24 protein-coding genes and 1 pseudogene are annotated in these 26,487 nt (G+C 71.8%); 12 read left to right on the top strand and 13 right to left on the bottom strand.

Annotated features, from left to right (window positions below; genetic code table 11):
- Nucleotides 1-46 precede the first annotated feature (46 nt).
- The gene (locus ABZ893_RS13585; protein ID WP_361401678.1) at nt 47-2,587 is read right to left on the bottom strand and encodes a SpoIIE family protein phosphatase; all 2,541 of its coding nucleotides are present in this window, start codon (nt 2,585-2,587) and stop codon (nt 47-49) included.
- Between the two features lie 188 nt (nt 2,588-2,775).
- Here ABZ893_RS13585 and ABZ893_RS13580 point away from each other — a divergent pair, with 188 nt between their 5' ends.
- The 3 genes from ABZ893_RS13580 (at nt 2,776) to ABZ893_RS13570 (ending at nt 5,078) form a co-directional block, all read left to right on the top strand.
- Nucleotides 2,776-3,186, top strand: a complete 411-nt coding sequence (locus ABZ893_RS13580) for a Rid family hydrolase (RefSeq protein WP_361401675.1) — start codon at nt 2,776-2,778, stop codon at nt 3,184-3,186.
- Between the two features lie 80 nt (nt 3,187-3,266).
- Nucleotides 3,267-3,929 carry a DUF1707 domain-containing protein gene (locus ABZ893_RS13575; RefSeq protein ID WP_361401672.1) on the top strand — a complete coding sequence of 221 codons (663 nt, stop codon included), beginning with the start codon at nt 3,267-3,269 and terminating at the stop codon, nt 3,927-3,929.
- 303 nt (nt 3,930-4,232) lie between these two features.
- The gene (locus ABZ893_RS13570) at nt 4,233-5,078 is read left to right on the top strand and encodes an alpha/beta hydrolase (RefSeq protein WP_361401669.1); all 846 of its coding nucleotides are present in this window, start codon (nt 4,233-4,235) and stop codon (nt 5,076-5,078) included.
- A gap of 2 nt (nt 5,079-5,080) precedes the next feature.
- On the opposite strand, the gene ABZ893_RS13565 is transcribed toward ABZ893_RS13570, so the two are convergent.
- From ABZ893_RS13565 to ABZ893_RS13550, 4 genes are all read right to left on the bottom strand, one after another.
- Nucleotides 5,081-6,388 (bottom strand): DUF6596 domain-containing protein, encoded by a 1,308-nt coding sequence (locus ABZ893_RS13565; RefSeq protein WP_361401666.1) that lies wholly within the window; start codon nt 6,386-6,388, stop codon nt 5,081-5,083.
- Nucleotides 6,389-6,394: 6 nt separating this feature from the next.
- Complete coding sequence (locus ABZ893_RS13560) at nt 6,395-6,742, bottom strand: YciI family protein (RefSeq protein ID WP_361401663.1); 348 nt, start codon at nt 6,740-6,742, stop codon at nt 6,395-6,397.
- A 127-nt stretch (nt 6,743-6,869) separates the two neighbouring features.
- Nucleotides 6,870-7,679, bottom strand: a complete 810-nt coding sequence (locus ABZ893_RS13555; protein ID WP_361401660.1) for a cache domain-containing protein — start codon at nt 7,677-7,679, stop codon at nt 6,870-6,872.
- On the bottom strand, nt 7,633-8,451 hold the full coding sequence (locus ABZ893_RS13550; protein ID WP_361401657.1) for a GntR family transcriptional regulator: 819 nt from the start codon (nt 8,449-8,451) through the stop codon (nt 7,633-7,635). The genes ABZ893_RS13555 and ABZ893_RS13550 overlap by 47 nt, the downstream gene beginning before the upstream one ends.
- A gap of 112 nt (nt 8,452-8,563) precedes the next feature.
- Between ABZ893_RS13550 and ABZ893_RS13545 the strand changes: the two genes are divergently transcribed.
- The 5 genes from ABZ893_RS13545 (at nt 8,564) to glsA (ending at nt 14,548) form a co-directional block, all read left to right on the top strand.
- On the top strand, nt 8,564-9,637 hold the full coding sequence (locus tag ABZ893_RS13545) for an ABC transporter ATP-binding protein (RefSeq protein WP_361401654.1): 1,074 nt from the start codon (nt 8,564-8,566) through the stop codon (nt 9,635-9,637).
- A gap of 69 nt (nt 9,638-9,706) precedes the next feature.
- Nucleotides 9,707-10,906 carry an ABC transporter substrate-binding protein gene (locus ABZ893_RS13540; protein ID WP_361401651.1) on the top strand — a complete coding sequence of 400 codons (1,200 nt, stop codon included), beginning with the start codon at nt 9,707-9,709 and terminating at the stop codon, nt 10,904-10,906.
- 12 nt (nt 10,907-10,918) lie between these two features.
- Nucleotides 10,919-11,803: an ABC transporter permease gene (locus ABZ893_RS13535; protein WP_361401648.1), complete on the top strand. Its 885-nt coding sequence runs from the start codon at nt 10,919-10,921 to the stop codon at nt 11,801-11,803.
- A 77-nt stretch (nt 11,804-11,880) separates the two neighbouring features.
- Nucleotides 11,881-12,696, top strand: a complete 816-nt coding sequence (locus ABZ893_RS13530) for an ABC transporter permease (RefSeq protein ID WP_361401645.1) — start codon at nt 11,881-11,883, stop codon at nt 12,694-12,696.
- Nucleotides 12,697-12,763: 67 nt separating this feature from the next.
- Entirely contained in the window at nt 12,764-14,548 is a 1,785-nt protein-coding gene (gene glsA, locus ABZ893_RS13525) for a glutaminase A (protein ID WP_361401642.1), read from the top strand.
- A gap of 53 nt (nt 14,549-14,601) precedes the next feature.
- On the opposite strand, the gene ABZ893_RS13520 is transcribed toward glsA, so the two are convergent.
- Nucleotides 14,602-15,006, bottom strand: coding sequence for a DUF5997 family protein (locus ABZ893_RS13520; RefSeq protein WP_361401639.1), 405 nt, complete (start codon nt 15,004-15,006; stop codon nt 14,602-14,604).
- Between the two features lie 59 nt (nt 15,007-15,065).
- On the opposite strand from ABZ893_RS13520, the gene ABZ893_RS13515 reads away from it, so the two are divergent.
- Nucleotides 15,066-15,878, top strand: a complete 813-nt coding sequence (locus ABZ893_RS13515) for a LysR family substrate-binding domain-containing protein (RefSeq protein ID WP_361401636.1) — start codon at nt 15,066-15,068, stop codon at nt 15,876-15,878.
- 319 nt (nt 15,879-16,197) lie between these two features.
- On the opposite strand, the gene ABZ893_RS13510 is transcribed toward ABZ893_RS13515, so the two are convergent.
- The 5 genes and pseudogenes from ABZ893_RS13510 to ABZ893_RS13490 form a co-directional block, all read right to left on the bottom strand.
- Entirely contained in the window at nt 16,198-16,395 is a 198-nt protein-coding gene (locus ABZ893_RS13510; RefSeq protein WP_361401634.1) for a hypothetical protein, read from the bottom strand.
- Between the two features lie 407 nt (nt 16,396-16,802).
- A complete protein-coding gene (locus tag ABZ893_RS13505; RefSeq protein WP_361401631.1) occupies nt 16,803-16,994 on the bottom strand; it encodes a CsbD family protein in 192 nt (63 codons plus the stop codon).
- Nucleotides 16,995-17,068: 74 nt separating this feature from the next.
- Nucleotides 17,069-17,297: pseudogene (locus ABZ893_RS13500) on the bottom strand (hypothetical protein); the annotation flags it as partial.
- Between the two features lie 402 nt (nt 17,298-17,699).
- Complete coding sequence (locus ABZ893_RS13495) at nt 17,700-20,090, bottom strand: excinuclease ABC subunit UvrA (RefSeq protein ID WP_361401628.1); 2,391 nt, start codon at nt 20,088-20,090, stop codon at nt 17,700-17,702.
- A gap of 229 nt (nt 20,091-20,319) precedes the next feature.
- On the bottom strand, nt 20,320-20,676 hold the full coding sequence (locus ABZ893_RS13490; RefSeq protein WP_361401626.1) for a VOC family protein: 357 nt from the start codon (nt 20,674-20,676) through the stop codon (nt 20,320-20,322).
- A 387-nt stretch (nt 20,677-21,063) separates the two neighbouring features.
- On the opposite strand from ABZ893_RS13490, the gene ABZ893_RS13485 reads away from it, so the two are divergent.
- The gene (locus ABZ893_RS13485) at nt 21,064-23,058 is read left to right on the top strand and encodes a hypothetical protein (RefSeq protein ID WP_361401623.1); all 1,995 of its coding nucleotides are present in this window, start codon (nt 21,064-21,066) and stop codon (nt 23,056-23,058) included.
- A gap of 95 nt (nt 23,059-23,153) precedes the next feature.
- On the opposite strand, the gene cynS is transcribed toward ABZ893_RS13485, so the two are convergent.
- Together cynS and ABZ893_RS13475 are read right to left on the bottom strand one after the other, a co-directional pair.
- Complete coding sequence (cynS, locus tag ABZ893_RS13480; protein ID WP_361401620.1) at nt 23,154-23,624, bottom strand: cyanase; 471 nt, start codon at nt 23,622-23,624, stop codon at nt 23,154-23,156.
- 141 nt (nt 23,625-23,765) lie between these two features.
- Entirely contained in the window at nt 23,766-24,365 is a 600-nt protein-coding gene (locus tag ABZ893_RS13475; RefSeq protein ID WP_361401617.1) for a carbonic anhydrase, read from the bottom strand.
- Nucleotides 24,366-24,500: 135 nt separating this feature from the next.
- Between ABZ893_RS13475 and cynR the strand changes: the two genes are divergently transcribed.
- Nucleotides 24,501-25,409 (top strand): transcriptional regulator CynR, encoded by a 909-nt coding sequence (cynR, locus tag ABZ893_RS13470; protein WP_361401614.1) that lies wholly within the window; start codon nt 24,501-24,503, stop codon nt 25,407-25,409.
- A 162-nt stretch (nt 25,410-25,571) separates the two neighbouring features.
- Nucleotides 25,572-26,486 carry a diiron oxygenase gene (locus tag ABZ893_RS13465; RefSeq protein WP_361401611.1) on the top strand — a complete coding sequence of 305 codons (915 nt, stop codon included), beginning with the start codon at nt 25,572-25,574 and terminating at the stop codon, nt 26,484-26,486.
- The last annotated feature ends 1 nt before the right edge of the window (nt 26,487 follow it).

Here is a 26,487-nt window from a genome sequence, read left to right as displayed (position 1 = left end):
CAGCTCGACGCGAAGCCCGAGGTCCCGGAACCGCGGCACGGCCCGACTACCCGGCGAGTTCCGTCCAGTCGGGCTCCGGCCGCTCCGTGAGTGACTGCTCGGCCCAGATGATCTTTCCTTCGAGGGTGTAGCGCGCCCCCCAGCGTTCGGAGAACTGCGAGACGAGGAAGAGCCCGCGCCCGCCCTCGTCGGTGGTGCGCGGGTGCCGCAGATGCGGAGCGCTCGCGCCCGCGTCGGAGACCTCGCAGATCAGCGCGCGTTCCACGATCAGGCGCAGGCGGATCGGCCCGTCCGCGTACCGGATCGCGTTGGTGACGAGTTCGCTGACGACCAGTTCCGTCGTGAAGGCGAGTTCGTCGAGGCCCCACTCGGACAGTTGGTCGGTGACCTTCTTACGTGCGTCGGCGACCACCGCAGGGTCGCTCTCGACGTCCCACGAGGCGACCTGCCCGGCACCGAGCCGGCGCGTGCGCGCCATCAGCAGGGCCACGTCGTCGGAGGGCCGAGCAGGAACAAGGGCGTCGACCACGGCAAGGCAGCGGTTCTCCAGCGACGGATCGGCCCGTTCCAGGACGTCCCGCAGGCGTTCCCGGCCCGCGGCGAGGTCGGGCTCGGGCATGGGCTCGCGACCGGGTCCGTCCTGGCCGGCCTTGAACAGACCGTCCGTGTACAGGGCCAGCACACTGCCCTCGTCGAGCGCGAACTCGGCCGCCTCGAACGGCAGGCCACCCGTACCGAGCGCGGGCCCGACCGGGATCTCGGGAAACGTGACCGCACCGTCCGGCGCGACCAGCGCCGGCGCCGGATGCGCGGCGCTCCCGACGGCGCACCGGCCGCACACCGGGTCGTACACCACGTAGAGGCAGCTCGCGCCGACGGCCTGGTCCGCGGGGCTGCGGCCGCCCTCCTCGCGCGGGCCTCTGCTGACCAGGTCGTCGAGGTGGGCGAGGACTTCCTCCGGTGGGAGGTCCAGATCGGCGAGCGTCTGCACCGCCGTGCGCAGCCGCCCCATCGCGGCGGCGCCGTCGATGCCGTGACCTGGGACGTCGCCCACCACGAGCGCGACCCTCGCGCCGGACAGCGGGATGACGTCGAACCAGTCGCCGCCGAGGCCGGTCAGCTCGTCCGCAGGGCGGTAGCAGGCCGTGACGTCCACCGCGTCCTGCTCCGGCAGGTGGCTCGGCAGCAGACTGCGCTGGAGCACGAGGGCCGCGTCGCGTTCGCGCGTGTAGCGGCGGGCGTTGTCGACACAGATCGCGGCGCGGGCCACGAACTCCTCCGCGAGCGCGAGGTCGTCGGCGTCGAACGGGTCGGGCCGGTCCCGGCGGAAGAAAAGCGTGACACCCATGGTGATCCCGCGCGAACGGATCGGCACGATCATCATCGAGTGCACCCCGAGCTCCACGAAGGAGGGCGCCTGACGCCCCTTCCCGGCGGCCGCCCAGTCCTTCGCCCCGGGATCCATCCGGGCCTCGTGCCACGCCACACCGCTGCTCAGCACCCGCACGGGCGGGGAGTCCACCGGATAGCGCGCCGTGTCCCGTATGCCGATGACGGTCTCGGGAATCCCGTCCCGCACGGACCGGTGCCCCGCGCGCCGCAGCACGATGGTCGTCGTGTCGCCCGGCGGAACAGCCGCCGGCTCCGCCCCTTCGAGCACCGACTCCAGCAGATCCACCGCCACATAGTCCGCGAGCCCGGGAACGGCCACGTCGGCCAGCTCCTGCGCGGTCTGTACGACGTCCAGGCTGCGGCCGATGTGCTCACCGGCCCGGCTCAGCAGGGCGAGGCGCCGCCGCGCCATGTACCGCTCAGTGATGTCCATCGCCGTGTAGTACACGCCCAGCGGATTCCCGTTGTCGTCGCTGAGCGGCGTGAACGACATGGCGTGCGCGGTCTCGTGGTGGGGCGTCGAGCGGACGCGGCCCACATGCTCGTAGCCCACGACGCCTTCGCCCGTCTCCAGGACCTCGCGCATCTTCGCCTCGAGCCGTTCGGCGTCGAGCCCCGGCTGGATGTCCGCCAGCCTGTGTCCGAGGCGCTCGTGCGCGGGGCCGCCGCCGTACAGCTCCAGCGCCGCGTTCGACCACACGTACCGCAGATCCGTGTCCACGATGGCGATGCCCAGCGGGGAGCGCGTGGCCATCTGTTCGAGTACGGAACGGCTCATGGCCCAGCCCGGCGCGCCGTCCATGCCGGAGACGAGCGCGATCCAGCGGGTGGGCCCGGGGCTGTTCTGCGCCTCCACGACGCGCACCATCACGGGGACCTGGTGCCCGTCGCGATGTATCGCGGTCAGGAGTCCCGACCAGCAGCCGTTCCGCAGGCATCGCTCGGACAGCTCGGGGAACCGGGCCGCGTCGGCGGGCAGCAGCAGCTCGGCCGCCTCCCGGCCGACCACGTCGGCGGCCTCGTACCCGAGCAGCCGTGCGCCTCCGCCGGACCAGCCGGTGACCACCCCGTGAGTATCGAGGAGCACCGGCGCGGCGTCCGCCACGTCGAAGCCCTGCTGGCCGGCATCGCTCCGCTCGCTCGTCCCCACAGCGACCCGCTCCGTCCTGAGAGTGGCCTGTCCCTCGCGTCCCATTCTTCACCTTGTGTGACGAGTACGGCGCCCGATCGCGGCGTCGCGCGCCCCTGGGATCCCCCTATCCCGCCCCTGGCCTGCCGGTTTCCCCGCCCGGAAAACCAGGGGTGCCCGCCATGAAAATCAGGGGTGCCCGCCGACGTTTCCTGCCACGATGACGGCCCGCCGCATCCGCCCCGGAGGAACTCATGCCCCGCGCCGTCACGCTCATCCGCTCCTCGTCGCTCTCGGACGTCGCCGAGTACGCCTACGCGGCCACGGCCCCCGCCGAGGCACGCCTCGTCTTCCTCGCGGGGGCGTGCCCGCTCAATGAGGACGGTTCGACAGCGGCCGTCGGCGATTACGCCGGTCAGGCGGCCAAAGCCGTGGAAAACATGCGCACGGCGCTCGCTGATGCAGGCGCCACGCTCGACGACGTGATCAGCACCCGCGTCCTCGTGGCGTCCACGCGTCAGGAGGACCTGGTGGCGGCGTGGAAGGTCGTCCGCGACGCGTTCGGCGACCACGACGTGCCCAGCACGCTGATGGGCGTCACGGTGCTCGGGTACGACAAACAGCTGGTCGAGATCGAGGGCGTCGCGGCCGTGCTCGACTCCTGACGGACGCCGGCGCACGTGCCTGTACGCGCGGCCCGGCCCGTGGTTACCGCCGCCCTCGGCGACGCCACTAGAGTGCGTCCATGCCCGGTGAAATGGTGCCCGAACGCCGCGATCTGCGTGCGTCGCACGAGGACCGCGACCAGGTGGTGGAGCGGCTGACCGTCGCCGCGGCCGACGGCCGGCTGACCACGGAGGAACTGGACGAGCGGCTGGAGGCCGCGCTGACGGCCCGTACCTACGGAGACCTGGCGGCGCTCCTCGCCGACCTCCCCGAAGCCGGCCGCACGTGGGCCGCCGGAATCGAGGCCGCCGCCCCGAAGGACGTGTCGCGGATCGTCGTCGGCAGCGCGAGCGCGAGACGCGACGGCGACTGGGTCGTCCCGAAACGCCTGGAGATCGAGTCGCGAAGCGGTTCCGTCCTGCTCGACTTCACCCGGGCCGTCATCTCGCTGCCCACCCTGGAGATCGAGGTGGCGGTACGCAGCGGATCGGTGACGCTGCTCGTGCCGCCGGACGTCGTCGCCGACGTCGACGACGTACGGGTAGGCAGCGGCAGCGTGCGCCACCAGGCACAGGCGGACCCCGGGACATCGCCCCGGCTGCGGATCCAGGTGACCGGCGAGGTCGGCAGCGGGAGCGTCACGATACGGCCGCCGAGGCCGTCCCGGCGGAGCTTCTGGCAGTGGTTGCTGCGGCGCCCCCGTCCGGCGCCGACGCTGTCGCGGTTGCCGGGGGCGGGGTAGGGCGCGGGTTTTGACTGCGGGCCGTGTGTGGCTTGTCGCGCAGTTCCTCGCGCCCCTGTGGGGGCGTGGTCCATGGCAGGTCAATCCGCTTGCCGTGGCCGGTTCTTGGCCGTGAGGATCACGCTATGCCCACCTTCACCGCCCCCGGCGCTGTCGCGGTTGCCGGGAGGGGGGTAGGGCGCGGGTTTTTGACTGCGGGCCGTGTGTGGCTTGTCGCGCAGTTCCCCGCGCCCCTTCGGGGGCGCCGCCCGGGGCAGGCCAATCCGCTTGCTGTGGCCGGTTCTTGGCCGTGAGGATCATGCCATGCCCACCTTCACCGCCCCCGACGGAACCCGCCTCGCCTACCACCCCGTGGGCGACGGCGAGCCGCTGATCTGCCTGCCCGGCGGGCCCATGCGCGCGTCCGCGTACCTCGGGGACCTCGGCGGCCTCGCGAAGCGGCGCCGGCTCGTCCTGGTCGACCTGCGCGGCACCGGTGACTCGGGCGTCCCGGCGGACCCCGCCACGTACCGCTGCGACCGGCAGGTCGGCGATGTCGAGGCGCTGCGCGTCCGGCTCGGGCTCGAGCGGATCGACCTGCTCGCGCACTCGGCGGCCGGTGATCTCGCCCTGCTTTACGCGGCCCGGCATCCACGGCGCGTCCGAACGCTCACGCTGGTCACCGGCCGTGCGCGGGCCCTCGGCGTCGACTTCACCACCGAGCAGCGCCTCGAAGCGGCCGACCTGCGCGCCGGAGAACCGTGGTTCGCGTCCGCCCGCGAGGCCTTCGGCAGGGTGTGGGACGGCTCCGCGACCGACGCCGACTTCGACACGGCGACCCCGTTCTTCTACGGGCGCTGGGACGCCGCCGCCGAGGCGCACGCGGCCGGAGAGGTCGGGCAGACCAATGAGGCGGCTGCGGAGGTCTACGCGTCCGCCGGAGCCTTCGATCCGGAGGTGGCGCGCGCCGCGTTGAGCGGCTGGGATGCGCGGGTTCTCGTGCTGGCGGGGGAGCGGGACGGGGGCCCGACGCCCCGGGTCGCCGCCGGTATCGCCGAGCTGTTCCCGCACGCCCAACTCGTCGTCCAGGAAGGGGCGGGCCACTTTCCGTGGGTGGACGATCCGGGCCGGTTCACGGAGACGGTCGATACGTTTCTCGGTGGCGGGTGACATCAACTGCTCGACGGTTCGCCACTGTTGTCGAGTCGATCCGACTCGACCGCCTCCAACTGGCGCCGCAGATAGGACCGTTCAGGTTCCGTAGGGGCGAGGTCCAGCGCCCGGCGGTAGGCCTCGGCCGCCTCCCGATTCCGCCCGAGCCGGGCCAGCAGGTCGGCCCGTGCGGCCGCGTACGGGTGGTGGTTCCGCAACTGCGGCTCGTCGGCGAGTGCGTCGAGCAGCGCGAGGCCCGCCTCGGGCCCGTCGCGCATGGCCACCGCTGCCGCCCTGTTCAGCCGGACGACGGGAGAGGGGGCGAGCGTCAGCAGGACGTCGTAGAGGGCCACGATCTGGGGCCAGTCGGTGGTGGCCGGGTCCATGGCCTCGTCGTGCAGCGCGGCGATCGCGGCCTGTACGCCGTACGGGCCGGGCGGGCCGCCGGTGAGCGCGGTGACGACCAGGGCGCGGCCCTCCTCGATCATGTCGTGGTCCCAGCGGGTGCGGTCCTGGTTCTGGAGGAGCACGGGCGTGCCGTCGGCGTCCGTGCGGGCGTCGTGCCGGGCGTGGGTGAGCAGCATGAGCGCGAGCAGGCCCGCGGTCTCGCGCTCGGCGGGCAGCAGCCGACGCAGGATGCGGCCGAGCCGGATGGCCTCCTGGGAGAGGTCGAGGCGCTGCAACAAGGGCCCGGCCGTGGCCGCGTACCCCTCGGTGAAGATCGAGTAGACGGCCTGGAGCACGCCGGGGAGGCGTTCGGGCAGTTCGTCGGGGCGGGGGACGCGGAACGGGATGCGGGCCTGGGAGATCTTCTTCTTCGCCCTGACCAGGCGCTGGGCCATGGTCGGGACCGGCACGAGGAAGGCGCGGGCGACCTCGGGGGTGGTGAGGCCGCCCAGGTAGCGCAGGGTGAGGGCCGTGCGGTCCTCGGTGGCGAGCGCGGGGTGGGCGCAGGTGAAGAACAGCTGGAGCCGTTCGTCGGGGAGGTCGTCGCCGGTGCCCGCGTCGGCGGGTGGTGCCGGGTCGGCGCGTTCGGCCTCGGCCTGGAGGACGGCGAGCCGGGCGGCGTACGCCTGGTCGCGGCGGAGGCGGTCGACGGCCTTGCGCCGGGCGGTGGTCAGGAGCCAGGCGCCGGGCCGTGCCGGGACCCCGTCGGCGGGCCAGTGCACGAGCGCCGCCTCGACGGCCTCGGACGCGACCTCCTCGGCCAGGTCGAGGTCGCCGAAGCGACGGACGAGGGAGGCGAGGAGCCGGCCGTGTTCCTCGCGGAACACCGACTCCACGCCCGCGGTGACGGCTGCGGCGGCGCGGGTGCCTTCCTCGTCCATCGCCGGTCAGCCGAAGTCGGCGACGGGCCGCACGACGACGGAACCGCTGCCACGGGATCCCGGACAGCGGGCCGCCCAGTCGAGCGCGGCGTCGAGGTCCGGTACGTCGATGACGTAGAAACCGCCGAGGACCTCGCGGGTCTCGGCGAACGGGCCGTCGGTGACGGTCCTCTCTCCGGCCGGGCCCACGCGGACCGTGGTGGCGGTGACGAGATCGGCCAGGGACTCGCCCGAGACGAAGATCCCGGCGTCCTTGACCTCCTTGTCGTAGATCATCCAGTCCTCGACCGTGCACTCGGCGGCCCCGCCGCTCTCGTCGACGGCACCGGCCTGGATCAGCAGCATGTACTTCATGGTCGGACTCCTGTCACTTCGATGGTGCTCCTGTGCGGCGAAGTGCCGCACACCATGACGACGAACAGGATGCCGCCCGATCGACACGTGACCTGAAATTTTTTCGGGGCAGTGCGGGCCACGACCGTCAGGCCGGCGACGTCGTCCTGCTGTGCGCCAGGACGAGGGGGACGCCGGCGCAGGGCAGCAGGCGCAGCCCGTCCCGGGCGGTGCCGTCCGCGGGCCCGGCCAGGACGGCGGCGAGGTCGTGGTCCCGGGTGAGGTCCTTGGTGAGAGCGCCGACGAGGTGGCCGGGGTCCGTGGAGGCAGCGACGCGGCCGCGGGCGTTGACCAGGCGGGCCGGCCCGGGAAGGCGCTGGAGCAGTGGCATGACGACCGCCTCGAAGCGCCGCAGGTACACGTCGGCCGCGGCCACGCCCATGAAGCGCCCGCCGACCGTCACCGGCGCGGACAGGGTGAGGCTGTACTCGTCGGAGCAGAGGTAGTCGACGTAGGGGCCGGCGACCGCCCGCTGCCCGGTGTCGCGGGGCAGCGTGAACCAGTCCCAGTGGGTGTAGTCGGAGTAGGCCGAGCGCTCCGGGTCCAGGTCGAGGAGCAGTGGCTGCACGGACCCGTCCGCGGCCTTCTGCCACCACTCCAGCCAGGCGGGTACGTCGTCGAGCAGCCCCGGCGCCGCGACGAAGCCGATACCGGACACGAGGTCGTACCCGGCGAGGCGGTCATGCAGGCCGGGGCGGAGCGAGGCCAGGTCGCCCGACTCCGGGCGGCGGCCCTCATTGAGGACGGCGGAGAGCAGTGACTCGATGTCCGCGCCGGTGGCCCCGACGGCGTCGAAGACTCCTTCGAGCGCGTCGCGTACGCGCGCGGCCGCGTCTGCTGCCGACACGTCGTCAGGCAGTGCCGGCCCGGCGCTCGCGGGACGGGGGTTGCTGCCCATCGGGGGCCTCCTTCGGACGGGGACCGCGCACGCCGTCGGCAGGGCCGAGGCGGAGCTCGATCAGACGCGCCATGGAGGTCTGCACGCACTGTTCGGCCAGGTCCCTGGCACGGTCGTCGGCACCATCATGCACGGCGGAGATCACGGCGCGATGACGGTCCGCGGCGTCCTGAAGGCACTGGTCGTCGTGGAGCACGAGCCGCAGCAGCGCGCCGACTTCGGTCTGCAGGGTGACTTCTTCCCTGGTCAGACGGGCGGACTGGGCGGCCGCGGCCAGCTCGACATGGAAGCGTCCGTAGACGCGGCTGCGGGTCCCGGAGTCCTTCGCGTCCACCAACTCTTCGACAGACCTCTTCAGTTGGCGCAGATCGCCGGGCTCCGTACGCCGGGCCGCGAGGCGGGCGGCGGCCCCGGAGACGGCGGCCCAGTGGTCGGCGAGATCGCGCAGCTCCTCGGTGCTCCACTCGGCGAGACGGGCCAGGAGCCGTTCCTCGGCGGGACCCTCGGGCACGGTGACGAAGCTGCCCCCGCCGCGCCCCCTGCGCGTGGTGACCAGACCGCGCTGGCGCAGCGCCATGAGGGCTTCCCGCAGGGTCACGGTGGAGACCCCGAGCTGGGCGGCGAGGTCGCTCTCGCCGGGCAACTGCTCGCCGTCGGCGAGCAGCCCGAGGTCGATGGCATCGCCGAGCCGGCGCACCACGGCGTCGACGCGGGCGAGCGTGTCGACGGGCGTGAAGACGGTTCTGCGGACGCCGGTTTTGTCGCGGTTCACGGTCACCACCTTGCCACTTGGCACAGCCTTTACCTCGGCGGGGCCTTGAAATTAGAACTATGGCTTCATATGTTTACGGTCAACTCCCCACGCACCAGAAAGGTTCCCGCCCATGGAGGGAATGGCCGTCCGGCTGCAGAACTTGCGCAAGACCTTCGGCAGGACGGAGGCTGTGGCCGGGGTCGACCTGGAGATCGCGGACGGCGAGTTCTTCTCGATGCTCGGGCCCTCCGGCTCCGGCAAGACCACCGTGCTCCGGATGATCGCCGGCTTCGAGGCGCCCACCGGCGGCACCATCGAGCTCGCCGGCGCCGACGTCACCCGCCGGGCGCCCTTCGAGCGCGACGTGCACACCGTCTTCCAGGACTACGCGCTGTTCCCGCACATGACCCTGGAGCAGAACGTCGCCTACAGCCTCAAGGTCCGCAAGGTACCCAAGGCCGAACGCCTCGCCCGCGCGCGCGAGGCCCTGGCGAGCGTGCGCCTCGCGGACCTCGGCACCCGCCGCCCCGCCCAGCTGTCCGGCGGCCAGCGCCAGCGCGTGGCCCTGGCCCGCGCCCTCGTCGGCCGCCCGAAGGTGCTCCTGCTCGACGAACCGCTCGGCGCCCTCGACCTCAAACTCCGCGAGCAGATGCAGGTCGAACTCAAGGCGATCCAGCGCGAGTCCGGCATCACCTTCGTCTTCGTCACGCACGACCAGGAGGAGGCCCTGACCATGAGCGACCGCATCGCGGTCTTCAACCAGGGCCGCGTCGAACAGGTCGGCACCCCGGCCCAGATCTACGAACGCCCCGCCACTCCGTTCGTCGCGGGCTTCGTCGGCACCTCCAACCTGCTCTCCGGCGACGCGGCCGAGCAGGTCGTGGGGGACCGGGCGACGTACAGCGTCCGCCCGGAGAAGATCCATGTGCTCAAGGAGTCCGCCGCCGCCGAACCGGAGCACGCCAGTGCCACCGGCACCGTCGCGGAGGTCGTCTACCTGGGAGGCGCGACCCGTTTCCTCGTCGACCTCGACGCCGGCGGCCGGCTCACCGCCCTCCAGCAGAACCTGGAGACCTCGTCCGAGGACGTGGCCGCCCTGCGCGGCTCACGGGTCAGGCTCCAGTGGCACCGGCGGCACAACTTCCCGGTCCCCCATGGCCCGTCGACCGCCGACCCGCTGGCCAAGGACCCGGCACGTTCCTGACTCGCGCGCAGCGCCGCGAACCCGTACGACCCGAATCATCCGACCGCCCCCCACCCCGTGGAGAACCCCGTGCGTCTGACCCGAACGTCCCGAGCAGCGGCCGCGCTCGGCGCCTTGCTCCTCGCCTCCGCCTGCGGCTCGTCGGACACCGCCGGGTCGCCCGGCGGCAGCGACTTCACCCCGCCCAAACTCTCCGCGCGGAAGAGCCTCGGCAAGGGCGAGGGCCAGGTCAACCTGATCGCCTGGGCCGGCTACGCCGAGGACGGCTCGAACGACCCGAAGGTCGACTGGGTCTCCGGCTTCGAGAAGCAGACGGGGTGCCAGGTCAACACGAAGACCGCGGGCACCTCCGACGAGATGGTCAGCCTGATGAAGACCGGCCAGTACGACGCGGTCTCCGCCTCCGGCGACGCGTCGCTGCGGCTGATCGCCTCGGGCGACGCCGCACCCGTGAACACGAAGCTGGTGCCCAACTACAAGGACGTCTTCGCCGGCCTCAAGAACCAGCAGTGGAACTCCGTCAAGGGTGTCTCCTACGGCATCCCGCACGGCCGCGGCGCCAACCTCCTGATGTACAACACCAAGAAGGTCTCCCCGGCCCCCGACTCCTGGTCCGCGGTCTTCGACCAGGCCGCCGCCCACCGGGGAAAGATCACCGCGTACGACTCGCCGATCTACATCGCGGACGCCGCCCTGTACCTGATGAAGACCAAGCCCTCCCTCGGCATCAAGGACCCGTACGCCCTGGACCAGAAGCAGTTCGACGCGGCGGTCGCCCTGCTCAAGGCGCAGAACAAGAACGTGGGCGAGTACTGGAGCGACTACCTCAAGGAGGTCTCGGCCTTCAAGAGCGGAGACTCCGTCGTCGGCACCAGCTGGCAGGTCATCCTCAACACCGCCCAGTCCGAGAAGGTCCCGGTGAAGGCCGTCCTGCCCAAGGAGGGCGCCACCGGCTGGTCCGACACCTGGATGATCGCCGCCAAGGCCAAGCACCCCAACTGCGCCTACAAGTGGCTGGACTGGATCATCTCGCCGAAGGTCAACGCCCAGGTCGCCGAGTACTTCGGCGAGGCGCCGTCCAATGCGAAGTCCTGTGACGAGACTGCCGACAAGAACCACTGCGCCACGTACCACGCGGCCGACGAGGCGTACTGGAAGAACGTCCACTTCTGGACCACGCCGATCGCCCAGTGCATCGACGGCCGCAAGGACGCCACTTGCGTCCCGTACGCCAAGTGGGTCCAGGCCTGGACCGAGATCAAGGGCTAGGACCTGCCGCCGATGACCGACACCGCGCCTGCCGCCGGACCCGTCCGGCGGCTCGCCGGGGCCCTGTACCGCCGTCCCCGGCTGCAGTTGTCCCTGCTGCTCTCCGCGCCGCTGGCCTGGCTCGTCCTCGCCTACCTCGGCTCCCTCACCGTCCTGTTCCTGTCCGCGTTCTGGACCACGGACTCCTTCACCTCGAACGTCGTGAAGATCTGGAACACGGACAACTTCACCGCCCTGTTCACCACCGACGTCTACCGCCAGGTCGCCCTGCGCAGCGTCGGCGTCGCCCTCGCGGTCACCGCGCTGTGCGTACTGATCGCGTTCCCGATCGCGTTCTACACGGCCCGTATCGCGAACCCCCGGTGGCGGCCGCTCCTCGTCGTCGCGATCCTCACCCCGCTGTGGGCCAGCTACCTCGTCAAGGCGTACGCGTGGCGGCTCATCCTCGCCCAAGGCGGCCTGCTGGACTGGGTGTTGGGGCCGTTCGGCATCAAGGGGCCCGGTTACGGCCTCACCGCGACGATCCTCGTCCTCACCTATCTGTGGCTGCCGTACATGATCCTGCCGATCCACGCCGGACTCGAACAGCTCCCGGCGAGCCTCCTCGACGCCTCCGCGGACCTGGGCGCCCGCACGGGCCGCACCTTCCGCTCCGTGGTCCTGCCGATGATCCTGCCGTCCGTCGCGGCCGGCTCGGTCTTCACCTTCTCGCTCAGCCTCGGCGACTACATCGCCGTGCAGATCGTCGGCGGCAAGACCCAGCTGATCGGCAACATCATCTACTCCAACATCACCCTCGACCTGCCGCTCGCCGCCGCGCTCGGCACCGTCCCCGTGGTGATCATCGTGCTCTACCTGCTCGCGGTGCGCCGCACAGGGGCCCTCAGCAGCCTGTGACGCCCCCAAGTCCCCGAAGTCCCGGGCCTAGGGCCGCCCGACGGCCCTCCGGACCACGCACAGCGAAGGTCACTCCGATGAATCTCTCCCGCCCCGCGCGCATCGCCCTGCGCGTCGCCGCCGCGCTCGGCTTCGCGGTGATCTACGTCCCGCTGCTCCTGGTCCTCGTCAACTCCCTCAACCCGGACCGCAGTTCGGGCTGGCCGCCGCCCGGGCTCACCTTCGACTGGTGGACCGATGCCTGGCACAGCTCCGGCGCCCGGGCCGCGCTGTGGACCTCCGTCAAGGCGGGGCTCGGCGCGACCGCCATCGCCCTGGTCCTCGGCACGCTCGTCGCCTTCGCCTGCCAGCGGTTCAGGTTCTTCGGCCGCGACGCGATCTCCTTCGTCGTCGTCCTGCCGATCGCCCTGCCCGGCATCGTCACCGGCGTCGCCCTCAACACCGCCTTCCGCACGGTCCTCGAACCGCTCGGCGTGGGCCTCGGCCTCTTCACCGTCATCGTCGGCCACGCCACGTTCTGCATCGTGGTCGTCTTCAACAACGTCATCGCCCGGCTGCGACGGATGCCGGGATCGTACGAGGAGGCCGCCGCCGACCTCGGCGCGCACTCCTTCCGCACCTTCGTCGACATCACCTTCCCGCTCGTGCGCTCCGCCCTGGTCGCGGGCGCGCTGCTGGCCTTCGCGCTCTCCTTCGACGAGATCGTCGTGACGACCTTCACCGCCGGGCCCGGCATCCAGACCCTCCCCGTCTGGATCTTCTCCAACATGGCGCGCCCCCAGCAGGCCCCCGTCGTCAACGTCGTCGCCGCAGTCCTCGTCCTGCTCTCCGTCATCCCGATCTACCTCGCCCAGCGGCTCTCCTCGGACACGGCATCCGGCAGCCGTATCTGAGCCGCGCGAACGTCCGCGGGCGGTGTCTGGGAAGGCGCCTTCGCCAGGAGTGGTGTTCGATTGCCGGGTGAGGCAGAACATCCCGCCGGGCGACCCCCTCGTCGCGCTCCTGGACCGCGTACGCCTCAGGCTGCGCGGCCTCACCGAGGGGGAGCCGGCCTCGTACATCCCGGAGCTGAGCAGGGCGGACCCGGAGCTGTTCGGGATCGCCCTGTGCGCGCTCGACGGGCAGGTCTACAGCTGCGGTGACAGCGACGTGCCGTTCACGGTGCAGTCGGTGTCGAAGCCCTTCGTGTTCGCGCTGGCCCTCGCCGACCAGGGCCTGGAGGACGTCCTCGCGCGCGTCGGCGCCGAGCCCAGCGGCGAGGGCTTCAGCTCGATCCGCCTCGAACCCGGCACCGGCCGCCCGCCCAACCCCATGGTCAACGCCGGTGCCATCGTGACCAGTTCACTCGTCGCGGGGGCCACCCCGGACGAGCGTTTCGCCCGCATCCTGGAGGGCCTGAGCGCCTTCGCGGGCCGGGATCTGACCGTCGACGAGGCGGTCTACGCCTCCGAACGCGCCACCAGCGACCGCAACCGCGCCCTCGCCTACCTCATGCACAACGCGGGATCCCTCACCGGCGACGTCGAGGAACAGCTCGCCGTCTACTTCCGCCAGTGCTCCGTGCTCGTGACCTGCGACGACCTCGCCGTGATGCACGCGACGCTGGCAGGCGGCGGCACCAACCCGCTCACCGGCGAACGGGTACTCGCCGCCGGCCACGCCCAGCACGTCCTCGCCGTCATGGCCACCTGCGGGATGTACGACGCGTCCGGGCAGTGGATGCTGCGCGTGGGCCTGCCCGCGAAGAGCGGAGTCTCCGGCGGGATCGGCGTCGCGCTGCCCGGCCAGTTCGGCATCGGCGTGTTCAGCCCGCCGCTGGACGAGAAGGGCAACAGCGTGCGCGCCATCGCCGCCTGCCACCTGCTGTCGGAACAGTTCGGGCTGCATCTGATGCGGGGCACCGGCACCAGCGTCCGCCCGCTCCCGCCGCGCTCCCTCGACCCGGGCCCGCTGCGCTCCCTGCGCCACCGCCCTCGCGACCAGCGCGCCGCGCTCGATGAACGCCCCGACCGCATCCGCGTCCACGTCCTCCAGGGCGACCTGGACTTCGCCACCGCCGAACAGACGCTGCGCGCGGCTCGAGATCTCCCGCCCGCCGCCCGCTGGTTCGTCCTGGACCTCGCACGGGTGGGCCGCATCGAACCCGTCGCGGCGGACCTCCTCCGCGCCCTCGGCCATGACCTGCGCGAACGCGGAATCCGCATGGTCATCGCGGACCCGTCGGCCCGCCCGGTCACACACACCGAAGACGAGTACGCGGACCTCGGAAGCGCCGTCGAATCCTGCGAGGACGAACTCCTCGCGAGCCTCGGAATCGACCCCGCGGCACCGGTTCCCCTGACGTCCAGCGACCTGTTCGGCAAGGCCGGCGAGGCGGCGGCGAGCGCCGTGTCCGACTGCTTCGGAACGCTGTCCCTGCCGGCGGGCGAGACGGTCGTCCCGCCGCGCGCGGAGCCCGTGGTGCTCTGGTACGTGGAGTCAGGGCGCCTGGCGGTGTGCGCCCACGCGTCCCGGCCGGGGCCACCGGGGCGCACCTGGTCGGCGGGCCCCGGCGCGGCGCTCACCCCGGCGGACTTCCACGCCCGACTCGGTCAGCGCGTCATGGCCGAGCGGGACTCGGTGTGCCGCACCCTGACCGCGGCGGACCTGCTGCGGCTGCGCGACGCGGTCCCGGCGGCCGCCGCCTTCCTGGAACGCAGCCCCCTCGACGGCGCGGAAACGGTGGACCGGCCAGAGGGGGCGTGACGGACAGCTGCCGGAGGGGCGTGACGGACAGCTGAGGAGCGGTTGCGGAGAGGTCAGGAGGACTGGTCGCCGGACTTCGCCGCGCGCTGAGCGTTCCGCTCCTTGATGCGGGCCGCCTCCTTGCGGACGTCGGCCTGCGTGGCGCGCTCCTGCTGGAGCCACTCGGGGTTGTCGGTCTTGATGGTCTCGATCTGCTCGGTGGTGAGCGCCTCGGTGACCCCGCCGCGGGCGAGACCGGAGATCGAGACGCCGAGCTTGGCGGCGACCACGGGCCGGGGGTGCGGGCCGTTGCGGCGCAGCTCCTGCAGCCAAGCGGGAGGATCGGCCTGCAGCGCGTTGAGCTCGCTGCGCGAGACGACACCCTCCCGGAACTCGGCGGGGGTGGCCTCGAGGTACACACCCAGCTTCTTCGCCGCGGTCGCGGGCTTCATGGTCTGGGCGGTCTGGTGCGACGTCATGGTGTCCAGGGTATCGACTGCGTGCGATGGCTCCGACCACGGACCGGTAACCTGGCGGCGTGACAGGCTCGGATGTATCCCCTTCGTTCCGGCTCGCGTATGTCCCGGGAGTGACACCCGCCAAGTGGGTGCGGATCTGGAACGAGCGGCTGCCCGACGTTCCCCTGACCCTCATGGCGACGCCCGCCGACGAGGCCTCCGATCTCCTCCGGGACCGGGGCGCCGACGCCGGCCTCGTACGGCTGCCGGTCGACCGGACCGTCCTCAGCGCGATCCCCCTCTACACCGAGACGACCGTGGTCGTGGTCCCCAAGGACCACATCGTGGCCGCGGTCGAGGAGGTGTCACTCGCCGACCTCGCGGACGAGACCGTGCTGCACCCCCTCGACGACACGCTCGGCTGGGAACAGCCGCCGGGGCAGCCCGCGTTCGAGCGTCCCGCGACGACGGCCGACGCCGTCGAGCTGGTGGCCGCCGGGATCGGTGTGCTGCTGGTCCCGCAGTCCCTCGCCCGCCTGCACCACCGCAAGGACCTCACGTACCGTCCGCTGACGGACGCCCCCGAGTCCCAGGTCGCGCTGTCCTGGCCGGAGGACGAAACGACGGACCTCGTCGAGGAGTTCATCGGCATCGTCCGCGGCCGTACGGTCAACAGCTCGCGTGGCCGTACGAAGACCCCGCCGCAGCCGAAGAAGCCGGCCGCAGGAAAAAACCCGCGGTCCGGAGGCGCCAAGGCGGGTGCCAAGGGCGGCGCCAAGCCGGGCCCTAAGGGCGTGGCGAAGGGCGGCCCGAAGGGTGGGGCGAAAGGCGGGGCGGCCAAGGGCGGTCCCAAGGGCGGCGCCAAGCGCGGGAAGCCGCGCCGTAAGCCGTAACGGGGCCTGCCTTCCCAGCGTCCGCGCCGCGTGATGACGGCGACGCCATCCCGGCTTGTCTCCTCGGCGTACGTCGACCTTCGGGTCCACGTGCGGCCGAGCGGGAGCCGCCACGGCTGACGGCGAAGGAGTGACGCGAAGGCCTGAGCGCCCGAGCGGCCGGCTCTCGCGGGAACTGCGCGAGGCGGGCTGTTCGGGTGACGGGCCCTAGGGGGAGGCCCTGAGGATGATCCCCAGGGGGCGGCCTCAGGGGGATAAACCCCCAGGGGATGGACCCAAGGGGCGCCCGGCGTGAAACGCCGGGGCCGGGAGGTGTCCCCTAGAGGCCGCGTACGCCGCTGTTGAGCGCGGGTGCGGACGACGGGGCCGGCGGCTGCTGGCGCGGAAGCGGCGCCGGCATCACTCGTTCCAGGTCGCGCAGGGTCTGTTCGGCGGCGGCCCGGACCTGGGCGGGGATGTCACCGCGTTCCTGGATGAGCCGGCTGTAGATCGGAGCTTCGTGCTGTGCGGCCCACACGTCGAGACTTCCCTCTTTCCTTGGCTTGTGACGCCCCCGGCACCGGAGGAATCAGCCAGCGAGTCTACCGGTGACGCGTCCGGCCCCGGGCAGGTGTCCACATCGGAGGACGTGGAACCCTCCGAGACGATATAAGGGCTCGCGGTCCGACGCGCCGGGCGGCCGGTACCGGTTCGGACACCACCCGATCACGAAATGTCCGCCGGCCGTGGCCCGGCGAGCTCGCGGCGACCTCGCGCTGACCCCCGTTCTGCTCCGGAGAGTGACGATGGGCCGTGCCGCCCGTTCGGCGGCACGGCCCCGCGACGTTCACCGCGTCGGCGGTCTCAATTCCCGGCCGGCGCCTAGCGGATGACGGCAGCGAGAAGCCCCCGCGTGGCAGACGCGGGGGCTCCTTCAGGCTCAGGTCAGGAGCCGTCGTGCGCCATGGAGTCCTGGACTCCGCGGGCGTGGTCGCGGGCTTCGCCCATGGCCTTCTTGGCTTCGCCCTTCGCGTGTTCGGCCTTGCCGGCAGCCTCCCTGCGGCGGTCGCCGGTGGCCTTGCCGGCCGTCTGCTTGGACTTGCCCTTGACCTTGTTCATGCTGCCCTTGTCAGGCATTTCGACTCCTTTGTCGTGAGGGGGTCTTGCTCCTCCAACGTAGGACGGCGCAGCCGGAGCCGCCCGCCGAGCGATTACGCTGCGTGACCTTCAGGGGTGTCGGGCAGGTCCGGTCGCGGCGGGGTCCGGTCCGCGTGACGCGGACCGCGCGGACCGTGACGCGCGAGACGGGGTGAGCCGGATCTCGTCATTGCGCAGGCCGATCGCCAGGGGGTGGCTGCGCTGCCGGCCCATGCGCCCGCCAGGCCCGAGGTTCGGCGTCGTGGCGTGGGCAGCGTCGCCGAGAAGCGCGACGCGGCCCACCTCCGCGTACTGCCGCACCCGGCAGGCGCTGCTCACCGCCCTCGTGCGGCGGCTGATGGAACGCGACCAGGCCGAACTCCGGGCGTCGGGAGCGGAGTTGCCGCCGCTGCGGGACGCGGGCCAACTCGCCTTGCATCTCTGCGAGTTCGTCGAGCGGCGGCTCGCGCCGGGGGAGGGGGCGGCGCTCGCCCGCTCGGTACGCGTGCGCCACCCTGAGCCGCACGACATCCTCGTCCCCCGCGAGAACACGGCGCGCGACGCCGTACGGGACTTCCTGGCCCCGTACGGCGTCGCCGACCCCGAGGACCGCAGCCTCACCCTGCTCGCCTGCGTCGACGGACTGGTGGCCGGAGGTCGCGGGGTTGGTCGCGGTGGCGCTGCGCTACGCCGCAGGGCGCCCGCTCATCCCCCGACGTACGCCGCCAAGTGCTCCCCCGTAAGCGTCGACCGGTCCGCGACCAGCTCCGCAGGCGTCCCCTCGAAGACGATTCGGCCGCCGTCGTGGCCGGCGCCCGGGCCGAGGTCGATGATGCGGTCGGCGTGGGCCATGACCGCCTGGTGGTGCTCGATCACGATGACCGACTTACCGGAGTCGACGAGCCGGTCGAGCAGGCCCAGCAACTGCTCCACGTCGGCGAGGTGCAGACCGGTCGTCGGCTCGTCGAGCACGTACACGCCGCCCTTCTCGCCCATGTGCGTCGCCAGCTTGAGGCGCTGCCGCTCACCGCCGGACAGCGTGGGCAGCGGCTGCCCGAGCGTCAGGTAGCCGAGTCCGACGTCCGCGAGCCGGTCGAGGATCTTGTGCGCGGCCGGCGTCTTCGCCTCGCCGTCCGCGAAGAACGCCTCCGCCTCGGTCACCGACATCGCGAGCACCTCACTGATGTCCTTGCCGCCGAACTTGTACTCGAGTACCTCGGCCTGGAACCGCTTGCCGTCGCACTCCTCGCACACCGTCGACACCCCGGCCATCATCGCCAGGTCCGTATAGATGACGCCGGCGCCGTTGCAGGTCTGGCAGGCGCCCTCCGAGTTGGCGCTGAACAGCGCCGGCTTCACACCGTTGGCCTTGGCGAACGCCTTGCGGATCGGGTCGAGAAGGCCGGTGTACGTCGCCGGGTTGCTGCGCCTCGACCCCTTGATCGCCGACTGGTCGACGGTCACCACCCCCTCGCGGCCCGACACCGAGCCGTTGATGAGGGAGCTCTTGCCCGACCCGGCCACGCCCGTCACCACGGTGAGCACGCCGAGCGGAACGTCGACGTCGACATTCTGGAGGTTGTGCTCCGTCGCGCCGCGGATCTCCAGTACGCCGTCGGGCTCGCGCACCGTCTCCTTCACCTTGGCGCGGTCGTCGAAGTGGCGGCCGGTGACCGTGCCGGAGGCCCGTAGACCCTCGACCCCGCCCTCGAAGCAGATCGTGCCGCCCGCCGTACCGGCGCCGGGACCGAGGTCCACGACATGGTCGGCGATCGCGATCGCCTCCGGCTTGTGCTCCACGACGAGCACGGTGTTGCCCTTGTCGCGCAGCTGGAGCAGCAGGTCGTTCATCCGCTGGATGTCGTGCGGGTGCAGACCGATCGTCGGCTCGTCAAAGACGTACGTCGTGTCGGTGAGCGACGAGCCGAGGTGGCGGATCATCTTGACGCGCTGCGCCTCACCGCCCGACAGGGTGCCCGCGGGCCGGTCGAGCGAGAGATAACCGAGGCCGATCTCGACGAACGAGTCCAGCGTCGCCCGCAGGTTGGCGAGCAGCGGGGCCACCGACGGCTCGTCGAGCCCGCCGACCCACTTGGCCAGGTCGCTGATCTGCATCGCGCAGGCGTCCGCGATGCTGATCTTCTTGATCTTCGACGAGCGGGCCAGCTCGCTGAGCCGGGTGCCGTCGCAGTCCGGGCACGTGGCGAAGGCGATCGCGCGCTCCACGAAGGCACGGATGTGGGGCTGCATCGCCTCGACGTCCTTGGAGAGCATCGACTTCTGGATCCTCGGGATCAGCCCCTCGTACGTGAGGTTGACCCCCTCGACCTTGATCTTGGTCGGCGCCTTGTGGAGGAGGTCGTTCAGCTCCTTCTTGGTGTACTTGCTGATCGGCTTGTCCGGGTCGAAGAACCCGGAGCCGATGTAGATCCGGCCGTACCAGCCGTCCATGCTGTAGCCGGGGATCGTGATCGCGCCCTCGCTCAGCGACTTGCTGTCGTCGTAGAGCGCGGTCAGGTCGAAGTCGGATACCGAGCCCCGGCCTTCGCAGCGCGGGCACATGCCGCCCGTGACGGAGAAGCTCCGCCGCTCCTTCACTGTGGCGCCGCCGCGCTCGACGGTGACCGCGCCCGCGCCCGACATGGAGGCGATGTTGAACGAGTAGGCCTTGGGCGAGCCGATGTGCGGCTTGCCGAGCCGGCTGAAGAGGATGCGCAGCATCGCGTTGGCGTCGGTGGCGGTACCGACGGTGGAGCGCGGGTCGGCGCCGAGACGCTCCTGGTCGACGATGATCGCGGTCGTCAGGCCGTCGAGGACGTCCACCTCGGGCCGGGCGAGGCTCGGCATGAAGCCCTGCACGAAGGTGCTGTACGTCTCGTTGATCAGCCGCTGCGACTCCGCGGCGATCGTGCCGAAGACGAGCGAGCTCTTGCCCGAGCCGGAGACACCGGTGAACACGGTCAGGCGGCGCTTCGGGATCACCACGCTGACGTCCTTGAGGTTGTTCACCCGGGCGCCGTGCACGCGGATCAGGTCGTGGCTGTCGGCGGGGTGCGGCTCGGACGCCTGCGCCTGCTTCCTCGTGGCCATACTCATCATGTCTCCATCTGCGTCTGTCACGCGGACCGTCTGTCACGCGGACCGTCTGTCACGCGGACCGTCTGTCATGCGCGATCTGCTGTGCGGCCCCTGTCACGCGGCCCACCGGTCGGTGCGGACCGCGCCCGCGGTCTCCGTCCGCGTCGCCGGCTCGATCCAACCAGCTTCGTGCCGTCCGTCCGACCCGATTTCCCGCATCCGCGGCGGGCCCCCGAGGCCCCGCAGGTCAGCTGTCCTGGAGCAGCCCGAGCACATTGCCGTCGGGGTCGGTGAACGTCGCCACCAGGCGGCCCCCGCCGACGTCGTGCGCCGCCTCCTTCACCGCGCCGCCCGCCGCCGTGACCTCGGCGAGCTTCGCCTCGATGTCCGGTACGTGCCAGTAGGCGACCGGCCCGGTCATGCCCTGCGAACCGCCGCCCGGCACGAGCCCGATCTGCTGGCCCGCGACATCGAAGCCGACGTAGTACGCCGACTCGACCTGCGGCTCGGTGCCGAGCAGGGCCGCGTACACCGGCTTGGCCTTCGCCACATCCGTGACGGGGTGCAGCACGGTCTTGATTCCCTGGGTGGAAGAGCTGGTCATGATCACTCCTGAATGACGTGGGTGGGGGTCGCGGACTCCCGTGCGGGGCTGTCCACGCAGTTCAGGCTAGGCGCGGCGTATCTCCGGCGCTTCTCCAAAACTGCTCGGTTGCGACCGGCTCTGCGAGTGCGACCGGCCCGCCCCTCCGACGGCCTCGTGCTCGCCCCTCCGACCGCCCCTTCGTCCACCCCGCGCCCCTCCACGGAGTCGTGCTCGCGTTCGAGGGTTCCGCGCGTCGGGTGGACCCTGGCCCGCTGACGACACCAGGGGGCCGCTGAGGCGTTGGGGTTGCCGAGGAGCGGGTGCAGTGACGGTTCTGCACAGAGCTGGAGCGGGTCACGGACGGGCGGTCACCGTCGGAGGACAAGGGGCAGGACAGTGCGGAGAGTGGCGGACGTGTGGACACTCATGGGCGGCGACGGCGTGCCCTCGGCCGACGGTGACGGGACGCCCGCGCGCCTGGTCGGCCGAGAACACGAGTCGGAGACGCTGCACACGCTCCTCGAGAAGCAGCGCCTGGTGACCGTCGCCGGCGGGGTCGGCGTGGGCAAGAGCCGGCTCGCCGCCGACGCGGTCGCCGAGGCCGCCGCGCGCCGCCCGGGGACGCGCCTCATGCTCGTACGCTGGCCGGAGGCCGGGCAGCCCGGGGCGCCCGAGTCGCTGACCGCGGCGGTGATCGAGGCGGCGGCCGGGATCCGCGGACGGCGCGGCGCCACCCTCGCCGACCGGCTGCGCGCCACCGACGTGCTGCTCTTCCTCGACGACATCGACCCCGTCCACGCCGAGTGCGTGGGCCTGGTGCAGACGCTCCTCGAGTTCGTGCCGACGCTGCGCGTCCTGGTGACCGCGCGCCGCCCCCTCGGCCTCGGTGCCGAAACGGTCCTGCGCCTGAAGCCGCTCGCGGTCGAGCCCCCGGCCGGGCAGCGGACCGCACCCGCCGTCGAACTGTTCCTGGAGACGGCGGCCGCTGTGCGGGAGGGCTTCACGGCCGACGGCGCGGACCTGCGGGCGGTCGCCGACATCTGCCGGTCCCTGGGCGGCCTTCCCCTCGCCGTCGAACTGGCCGCGCGGCAGGTCGTGAACGGTGGCGGTCGGGAGGCCGTGAACGGAGGCGTGCGGGAACTCGCCGGCCGGCTGCGGGAACGCCAGTGCTGGCTGAGCGCGCCGGACATGGCCGTACCCCGGCACCGTTCGCTCAGGGACGCCGTCGCCGCGGCCTACGTGCTGTGCGACCGTGACGAGCGGATCGTGTGGGCCCGCGCCAGCATCCTGCCCGGCGCCTTCGACGAGTCGACGGCCGCGTTCGTCTGCGCGGGCGGCGGCCTCGAACCGGCCCGGGTCCCCGCCTGCCTGGCCCGCCTCGCCGCGATCGGCGTCCTCACCCCCGTACGCGACCCCGGCGGCATCCGCGAACCCCGCTACCGGATGACCCTCGTCGCCCACGACTTCGGCGGTGAACGGCTGCGTGAGGCAAGGGAGTTCGAGGTCGCCGCCGAGCGCCGTGCGATCCACTTCCAGCGGGTAGCCGCCCTCGCCGAGAACCTGTGGAGCCTCGGCAGCCAGCCACAGGCCGTACGCCTCGTCATGGAGGAGGCCGAGGGGCTGAGCGCCATGCTGGCGTACGCGCCCCGGCAGCCCGAACTCGCGGCCGCCGCCCTGGAGTCCGTCCTGAACCTGTGGTTCTGGTGGGCGGTCTACGACCGGGTCGACGAGGGGCGCCGCCATCTGCTGCGGCTGCTCCCGATGTGCCGGGAGGACGGGCTCCTCACCGCGCGCGGCCTGTGCCTCACGGCCTGGCTCACGGCGTACGGGGACCCGTACGGGGCGAGCGAGCTGCTGCGGCACGCGTGGCCGGCCGCCGTCCTCGCGGGGGACGACGCGACCATCGGCAGGATCGCGCACGTCCAGGGAATGCTCGCGCTGCACCGAGGTGATCTGGAGCGGGCCACCGAACAGTTCCAGGAGGCGGCCCGGACGATCCCGCCGCAGGCGCCCGGGGGGCTGTCACCCGTGGTGAGCCTGGCCGCCCTCGCCGTGACGCAGGCGGGCCGCACGCCCCGGGCGGCGCGGCGGAGCGCGCGCAGCGCCCTGCGGCAGCCCGGCATCCGAGGCGACGCCTGGGCCTGCCTCGTCGCGCGTTACGCCCAGGCGTTCGTCGACCAGAGCGACGGCCGCAGCGCCCGGGCCCGGCAGCGCGCGCACCGCGCACTCGCCGCCCTCGACGACCGGCTGCCCGCTCCGCACGGCTGCCGGGCCCTGCGGGATCTGCTCACGGACATCGACCGGGGGAGCCGGAGCGACGGTGTGCCGTCGGCGCTGGTGCCGCGCGGGCGGGCGGCCGTCTCGCTGTCGGCGCTCGTGGGGAGCGGTGTGCCGGGGTGACTTTCAGGCGGCAGACAGAATAGACGGGCGAGGACCGGAGGTCGTGGGGCCCTCCGGTCCTCGCCCGCCTCATTGTGGGGGGAGGTGATGGTTGATCAGAAAGGCTTCGTCGGCAGGTACTTGCCGTCGAGGGTGATGACGGCGCGCTCGCCGCCCTCGGGGTCGGCGACCTTCTTCACGTCGAGCTTGAAGTTGATCGCGCTGATGATGCCGTCGCCGAACTGCTCGTGGACGAGCGCCTTCAGCGTGGTGCCGTAGACCTGGAGCATCTCGTAGAAGCGGTAGATCGTCGGGTCGGTCGGGATGCCGCCGGGGATCGATCCGCGGGTCGGGATGGTCTGGAGCAGGAGGACGGCGTCCTCGTCGAGGCCGAGGAGGGCCGCGACGGCCTCGGCGGAGGCCTTCGGCAGGGCGTGCTGGCCGAGGACGGCGGCGGTGACGAAGGCCGGCGACAGCTCGGCGGCGTCGGCGATCTGCTGCCAGGTCAGGTCCTTGCGGACCTTGGCGTCGACGGCGGCGACAGCGAGGGACTCGCGGGCGGTGGGGTCGAACTGGGCCTGCGGCATGTTCTGCGTTCCTTCTCTCTCGTCGGCGCCCCGTCCGTGGCGCCCTGATGGCGCCGCGGTGGTGGCGTCGTGGCTTCCGGCCGGGTCGGCCGGAAGACGCGGTGGTTCCGCGGGGTGTGTGGTTCTGGTGGGTGGGGCGGGTCAGGCGGCGACCATGGTGGCGCCGATCTTCTCGACGTCGCCGGTGGCGATGTCGAAGACCCAGCCGTGCAGCGTCAGCGTGCCGTCCGCCAGGGCGCGGGCCACCGCGGGGTGGGTGGCCAGGTTCTGGAGCTGGGCGGACACGTTCGCCCGGACCAGGGCGATGACACGGTCGGCGCCCGAGGTGTCGGGGCCGGCCGCGGCGCGTGCCTGGGCGGCGTCCGCGTGGCGCAGCCAGTTGGCGATGACCGGCGCTCCGCTGAGGTCGTGGCCCTCCGCGAGGGCGGTCATCGCCCCGCACGCGGAGTGACCGCACACGACTATCTCGCTCACGTGCAGCACGGACACGGCGTACTCGATGCTCGCCGCGACACCGTCGGGGCCCGACGTGTAGGCGGGGATCAGGTTGCCGGCGGTGCGGATGACGAACAGGTCGCCCGGCTCGCTCTGGGTGATCAGTTCGGGGACGACGCGGGCGTCCGAGCAGCCGATGAAGAGCGTGGTCGGGCTGTGGGTCGTGGCGAGCTCGGCGAAGAGCCCGGCCTTCGCGGGAAAGACGTCGCGGTGGAACTGCGCGAGGCCGTCCGAGATGTTGTGCACGGGTCGCTCCCTTCGATGACTGCCTGCCCGGCGGGCTGACGGGATCCACCTTGCACGACCAGCCCCTATAGCGTCCAAGACCTGATGACCATGACTGCGATTGATGGCATCTATAGGTGCTCCTATAGTCGGGGTATGGGCCCTGAACTACGTCACCTCCGCTATCTGACCGCGGTGGTCGAGCACGGCAATTTCACCCGGGCGGCCGAGGAACTGCGCATATCCCAGCCGACGCTGTCGCAGCAGATCAAGCAGATGGAACGGGCCGTCGGAGCGCAGCTCCTCGACCGCAGCGGGCGCACCGTCCGCCCCACGGACGCCGGCGAGGTCTACGTGTACTTCGCGAAGCGCGTGCTGAGGGACATGGCCGCCGCCGACCGTGCCGTCCTCGATGTCGCGGACCTCTCGCGCGGACACTTCCGCCTCGCGGTGACGCCCACCTTCACCGTCTATCTCATCGGCCCCCTCGTCGACTCGTTCCGCAGCCGCCACCCCGGCGTCACCGTGGATGTGCGGGAGATGACGCAGGACCGCGTCGAGGCGAGTCTGCTGGCCGACGAACTCGATCTGGGGATCGCCTTCGAAGGGCCGTACCAGGCGGGCATCTCCGCCACGGAGCTGTTCACCGAGCGGCTGAGTCTCGTCGTGAGCACCGGCGGTCATGAGGTGCGGGGCGACCGCCCGCTGCCGGTGCACGAGCTGGCTGACCGTCAACTCGCCCTGCTCAGCGGTGACTTCGCGACACGCGGTCACATCGACGCCTATCTCGCCGCGCACCGCGTCGAGCCGCGCGTCGCCGTCGAGGCCAACAGCATTCCGGCGCTCACCGAGATCGTGCGGCGCTCCTCGCTGCTCGCCACCGTGCTCCCCGACGCCATCGCCGACGACCACCCGCACCTGCGGCCCGTACCCCTCGATCCGCCGCTGCCCGCCCGCACCGCCGTGCTCCTGCGCCGCGAGAGCGCCTACGAGAGCGCGGCCGCGCGCGCCTTCACCCGGCTCGCCCACGAGCTGGTCGATGAGCGGGGGTACGGGCGGCCCTGACGCGTCCGCGGAGACCTACTTACCGAGGGGTAGGCCAAGGCGCCCCCCTTGTTATACGGTCCGTCTAACAAGCGGGCGGGTGGCCCTTGCCTGGCCCCCGTCCACCTGGGCTGACCTGGTGTCTTCGCAAGAACGCGCACGTCTGATCCAAGGAGCCGCAGCATGGCAAGCAGCACTGTTCGGCCGGCATCGCACGATCTCCCCGACGAGCGCGGCGTCTCGGCGCGGCTGCTCGAATCGGCCGCCGTGCTGGCGTACGACCCGGCCACCGAGGTGGACTGGGAGACGCCCCTGGACAAGGACTTCCACGGCGCGAGCCCGGAGTGGAGCACGCTCTACGGCACCGCCTACTGGGCCGAGCTGACCGAGGCACAGCGCAAGGAGCTGACGCGACAGGAAGCAGCATCGGTGGCCAGCACCGGCATCTGGTTCGAGATGATCCTCCAGCAGATGGTGCTGCGCGACATCTACGCGAAGGACCCGACGGGAGCCGACTTCCAGTGGGCGCTCACCGAGGTCGCCGAGGAGTGCCGGCACTCGATCATGTTCGCGCGCGGCGCGCAGAAACTGGGAGCCCCGGCCTACCGGCCGCACCGGCTCGTCCTCGAACTCGGCCGGGCGTTCAAGACGGTGGCCTTCGGAGAGGCGGCCTACGCCGCGATCCTGGTGGCCGAGGAAGTCCTCGACGTCATGCAGCGCGACTGGATGCGCGACGAGCGCGTCGTGCCGTTCGTCCGCACGATCAACAACATCCATGTCGTCGAGGAATCACGGCACATGAAGTTCGCCCGCGAGCAGACACGCAAGCGCCTCACCGGCGCGGGCCGCGTCCGCCGCCACATCAACGCCTTCGTGGTCGCGATGGCGTCCTACTTCATCGTGACGAGCATGGTCCGCAAGCAGGTCTACGAGTGCGCCGGACTCGACGTCGAACGGGCGGTGATCGAGGCGAAGGCCAACGAGCACCACAAGTCCATGATGCGGGCGAGCTGTTCGGGCCTTATGGAGTTCCTGGCCTCCGCACGGCTGCTCACCCGGCCGGCGCTGGCGTTCTACAAGCGTGCCAACCTCATCTGAA

The organism is Streptomyces sp. NPDC046821 (genome assembly GCF_040645335.1).
Lineage (GTDB): Bacteria > Actinomycetota > Actinomycetes > Streptomycetales > Streptomycetaceae > Streptomyces.
Note: the sequence above shows the minus strand (reverse complement) of the source record. Positions and strands in the feature narration are given on the sequence as shown.

What these genes read in the sequence shown, in the direction of transcription:
- ABZ893_RS13585 (WP_361401678.1), bottom strand. Translation starts at nt 2,587, where the DNA reads ATGGGACGCGAGGGACAGGCCACTCTCAGGACGGAGCGGGTCGCTGTG.
- ABZ893_RS13495 (WP_361401628.1), bottom strand. Translation starts at nt 20,090, where the DNA reads ATGAGTATGGCCACGAGGAAGCAGGCGCAGGCGTCCGAGCCGCACCCC.
- ABZ893_RS13530 (WP_361401645.1), top strand. Translation starts at nt 11,881, where the DNA reads ATGAATCTCTCCCGCCCCGCGCGCATCGCCCTGCGCGTCGCCGCCGCG.
- ABZ893_RS13505 (WP_361401631.1), bottom strand. Translation starts at nt 16,994, where the DNA reads ATGCCTGACAAGGGCAGCATGAACAAGGTCAAGGGCAAGTCCAAGCAG.
- ABZ893_RS13565 (WP_361401666.1), bottom strand. Translation starts at nt 6,388, where the DNA reads ATGGACGAGGAAGGCACCCGCGCCGCCGCAGCCGTCACCGCGGGCGTG.
- ABZ893_RS13570 (WP_361401669.1), top strand. Translation starts at nt 4,233, where the DNA reads ATGCCCACCTTCACCGCCCCCGACGGAACCCGCCTCGCCTACCACCCC.
- ABZ893_RS13580 (WP_361401675.1), top strand. Translation starts at nt 2,776, where the DNA reads ATGCCCCGCGCCGTCACGCTCATCCGCTCCTCGTCGCTCTCGGACGTC.
- cynS (WP_361401620.1), bottom strand. Translation starts at nt 23,624, where the DNA reads ATGCCGCAGGCCCAGTTCGACCCCACCGCCCGCGAGTCCCTCGCTGTC.
- ABZ893_RS13575 (WP_361401672.1), top strand. Translation starts at nt 3,267, where the DNA reads ATGCCCGGTGAAATGGTGCCCGAACGCCGCGATCTGCGTGCGTCGCAC.
- ABZ893_RS13520 (WP_361401639.1), bottom strand. Translation starts at nt 15,006, where the DNA reads ATGACGTCGCACCAGACCGCCCAGACCATGAAGCCCGCGACCGCGGCG.
- ABZ893_RS13535 (WP_361401648.1), top strand. Translation starts at nt 10,919, where the DNA reads ATGACCGACACCGCGCCTGCCGCCGGACCCGTCCGGCGGCTCGCCGGG.
- ABZ893_RS13465 (WP_361401611.1), top strand. Translation starts at nt 25,572, where the DNA reads ATGGCAAGCAGCACTGTTCGGCCGGCATCGCACGATCTCCCCGACGAG.
- ABZ893_RS13545 (WP_361401654.1), top strand. Translation starts at nt 8,564, where the DNA reads ATGGAGGGAATGGCCGTCCGGCTGCAGAACTTGCGCAAGACCTTCGGC.
- ABZ893_RS13555 (WP_361401660.1), bottom strand. Translation starts at nt 7,679, where the DNA reads ATGGGCAGCAACCCCCGTCCCGCGAGCGCCGGGCCGGCACTGCCTGAC.
- cynR (WP_361401614.1), top strand. Translation starts at nt 24,501, where the DNA reads ATGGGCCCTGAACTACGTCACCTCCGCTATCTGACCGCGGTGGTCGAG.
- ABZ893_RS13490 (WP_361401626.1), bottom strand. Translation starts at nt 20,676, where the DNA reads ATGACCAGCTCTTCCACCCAGGGAATCAAGACCGTGCTGCACCCCGTC.
- ABZ893_RS13560 (WP_361401663.1), bottom strand. Translation starts at nt 6,742, where the DNA reads ATGAAGTACATGCTGCTGATCCAGGCCGGTGCCGTCGACGAGAGCGGC.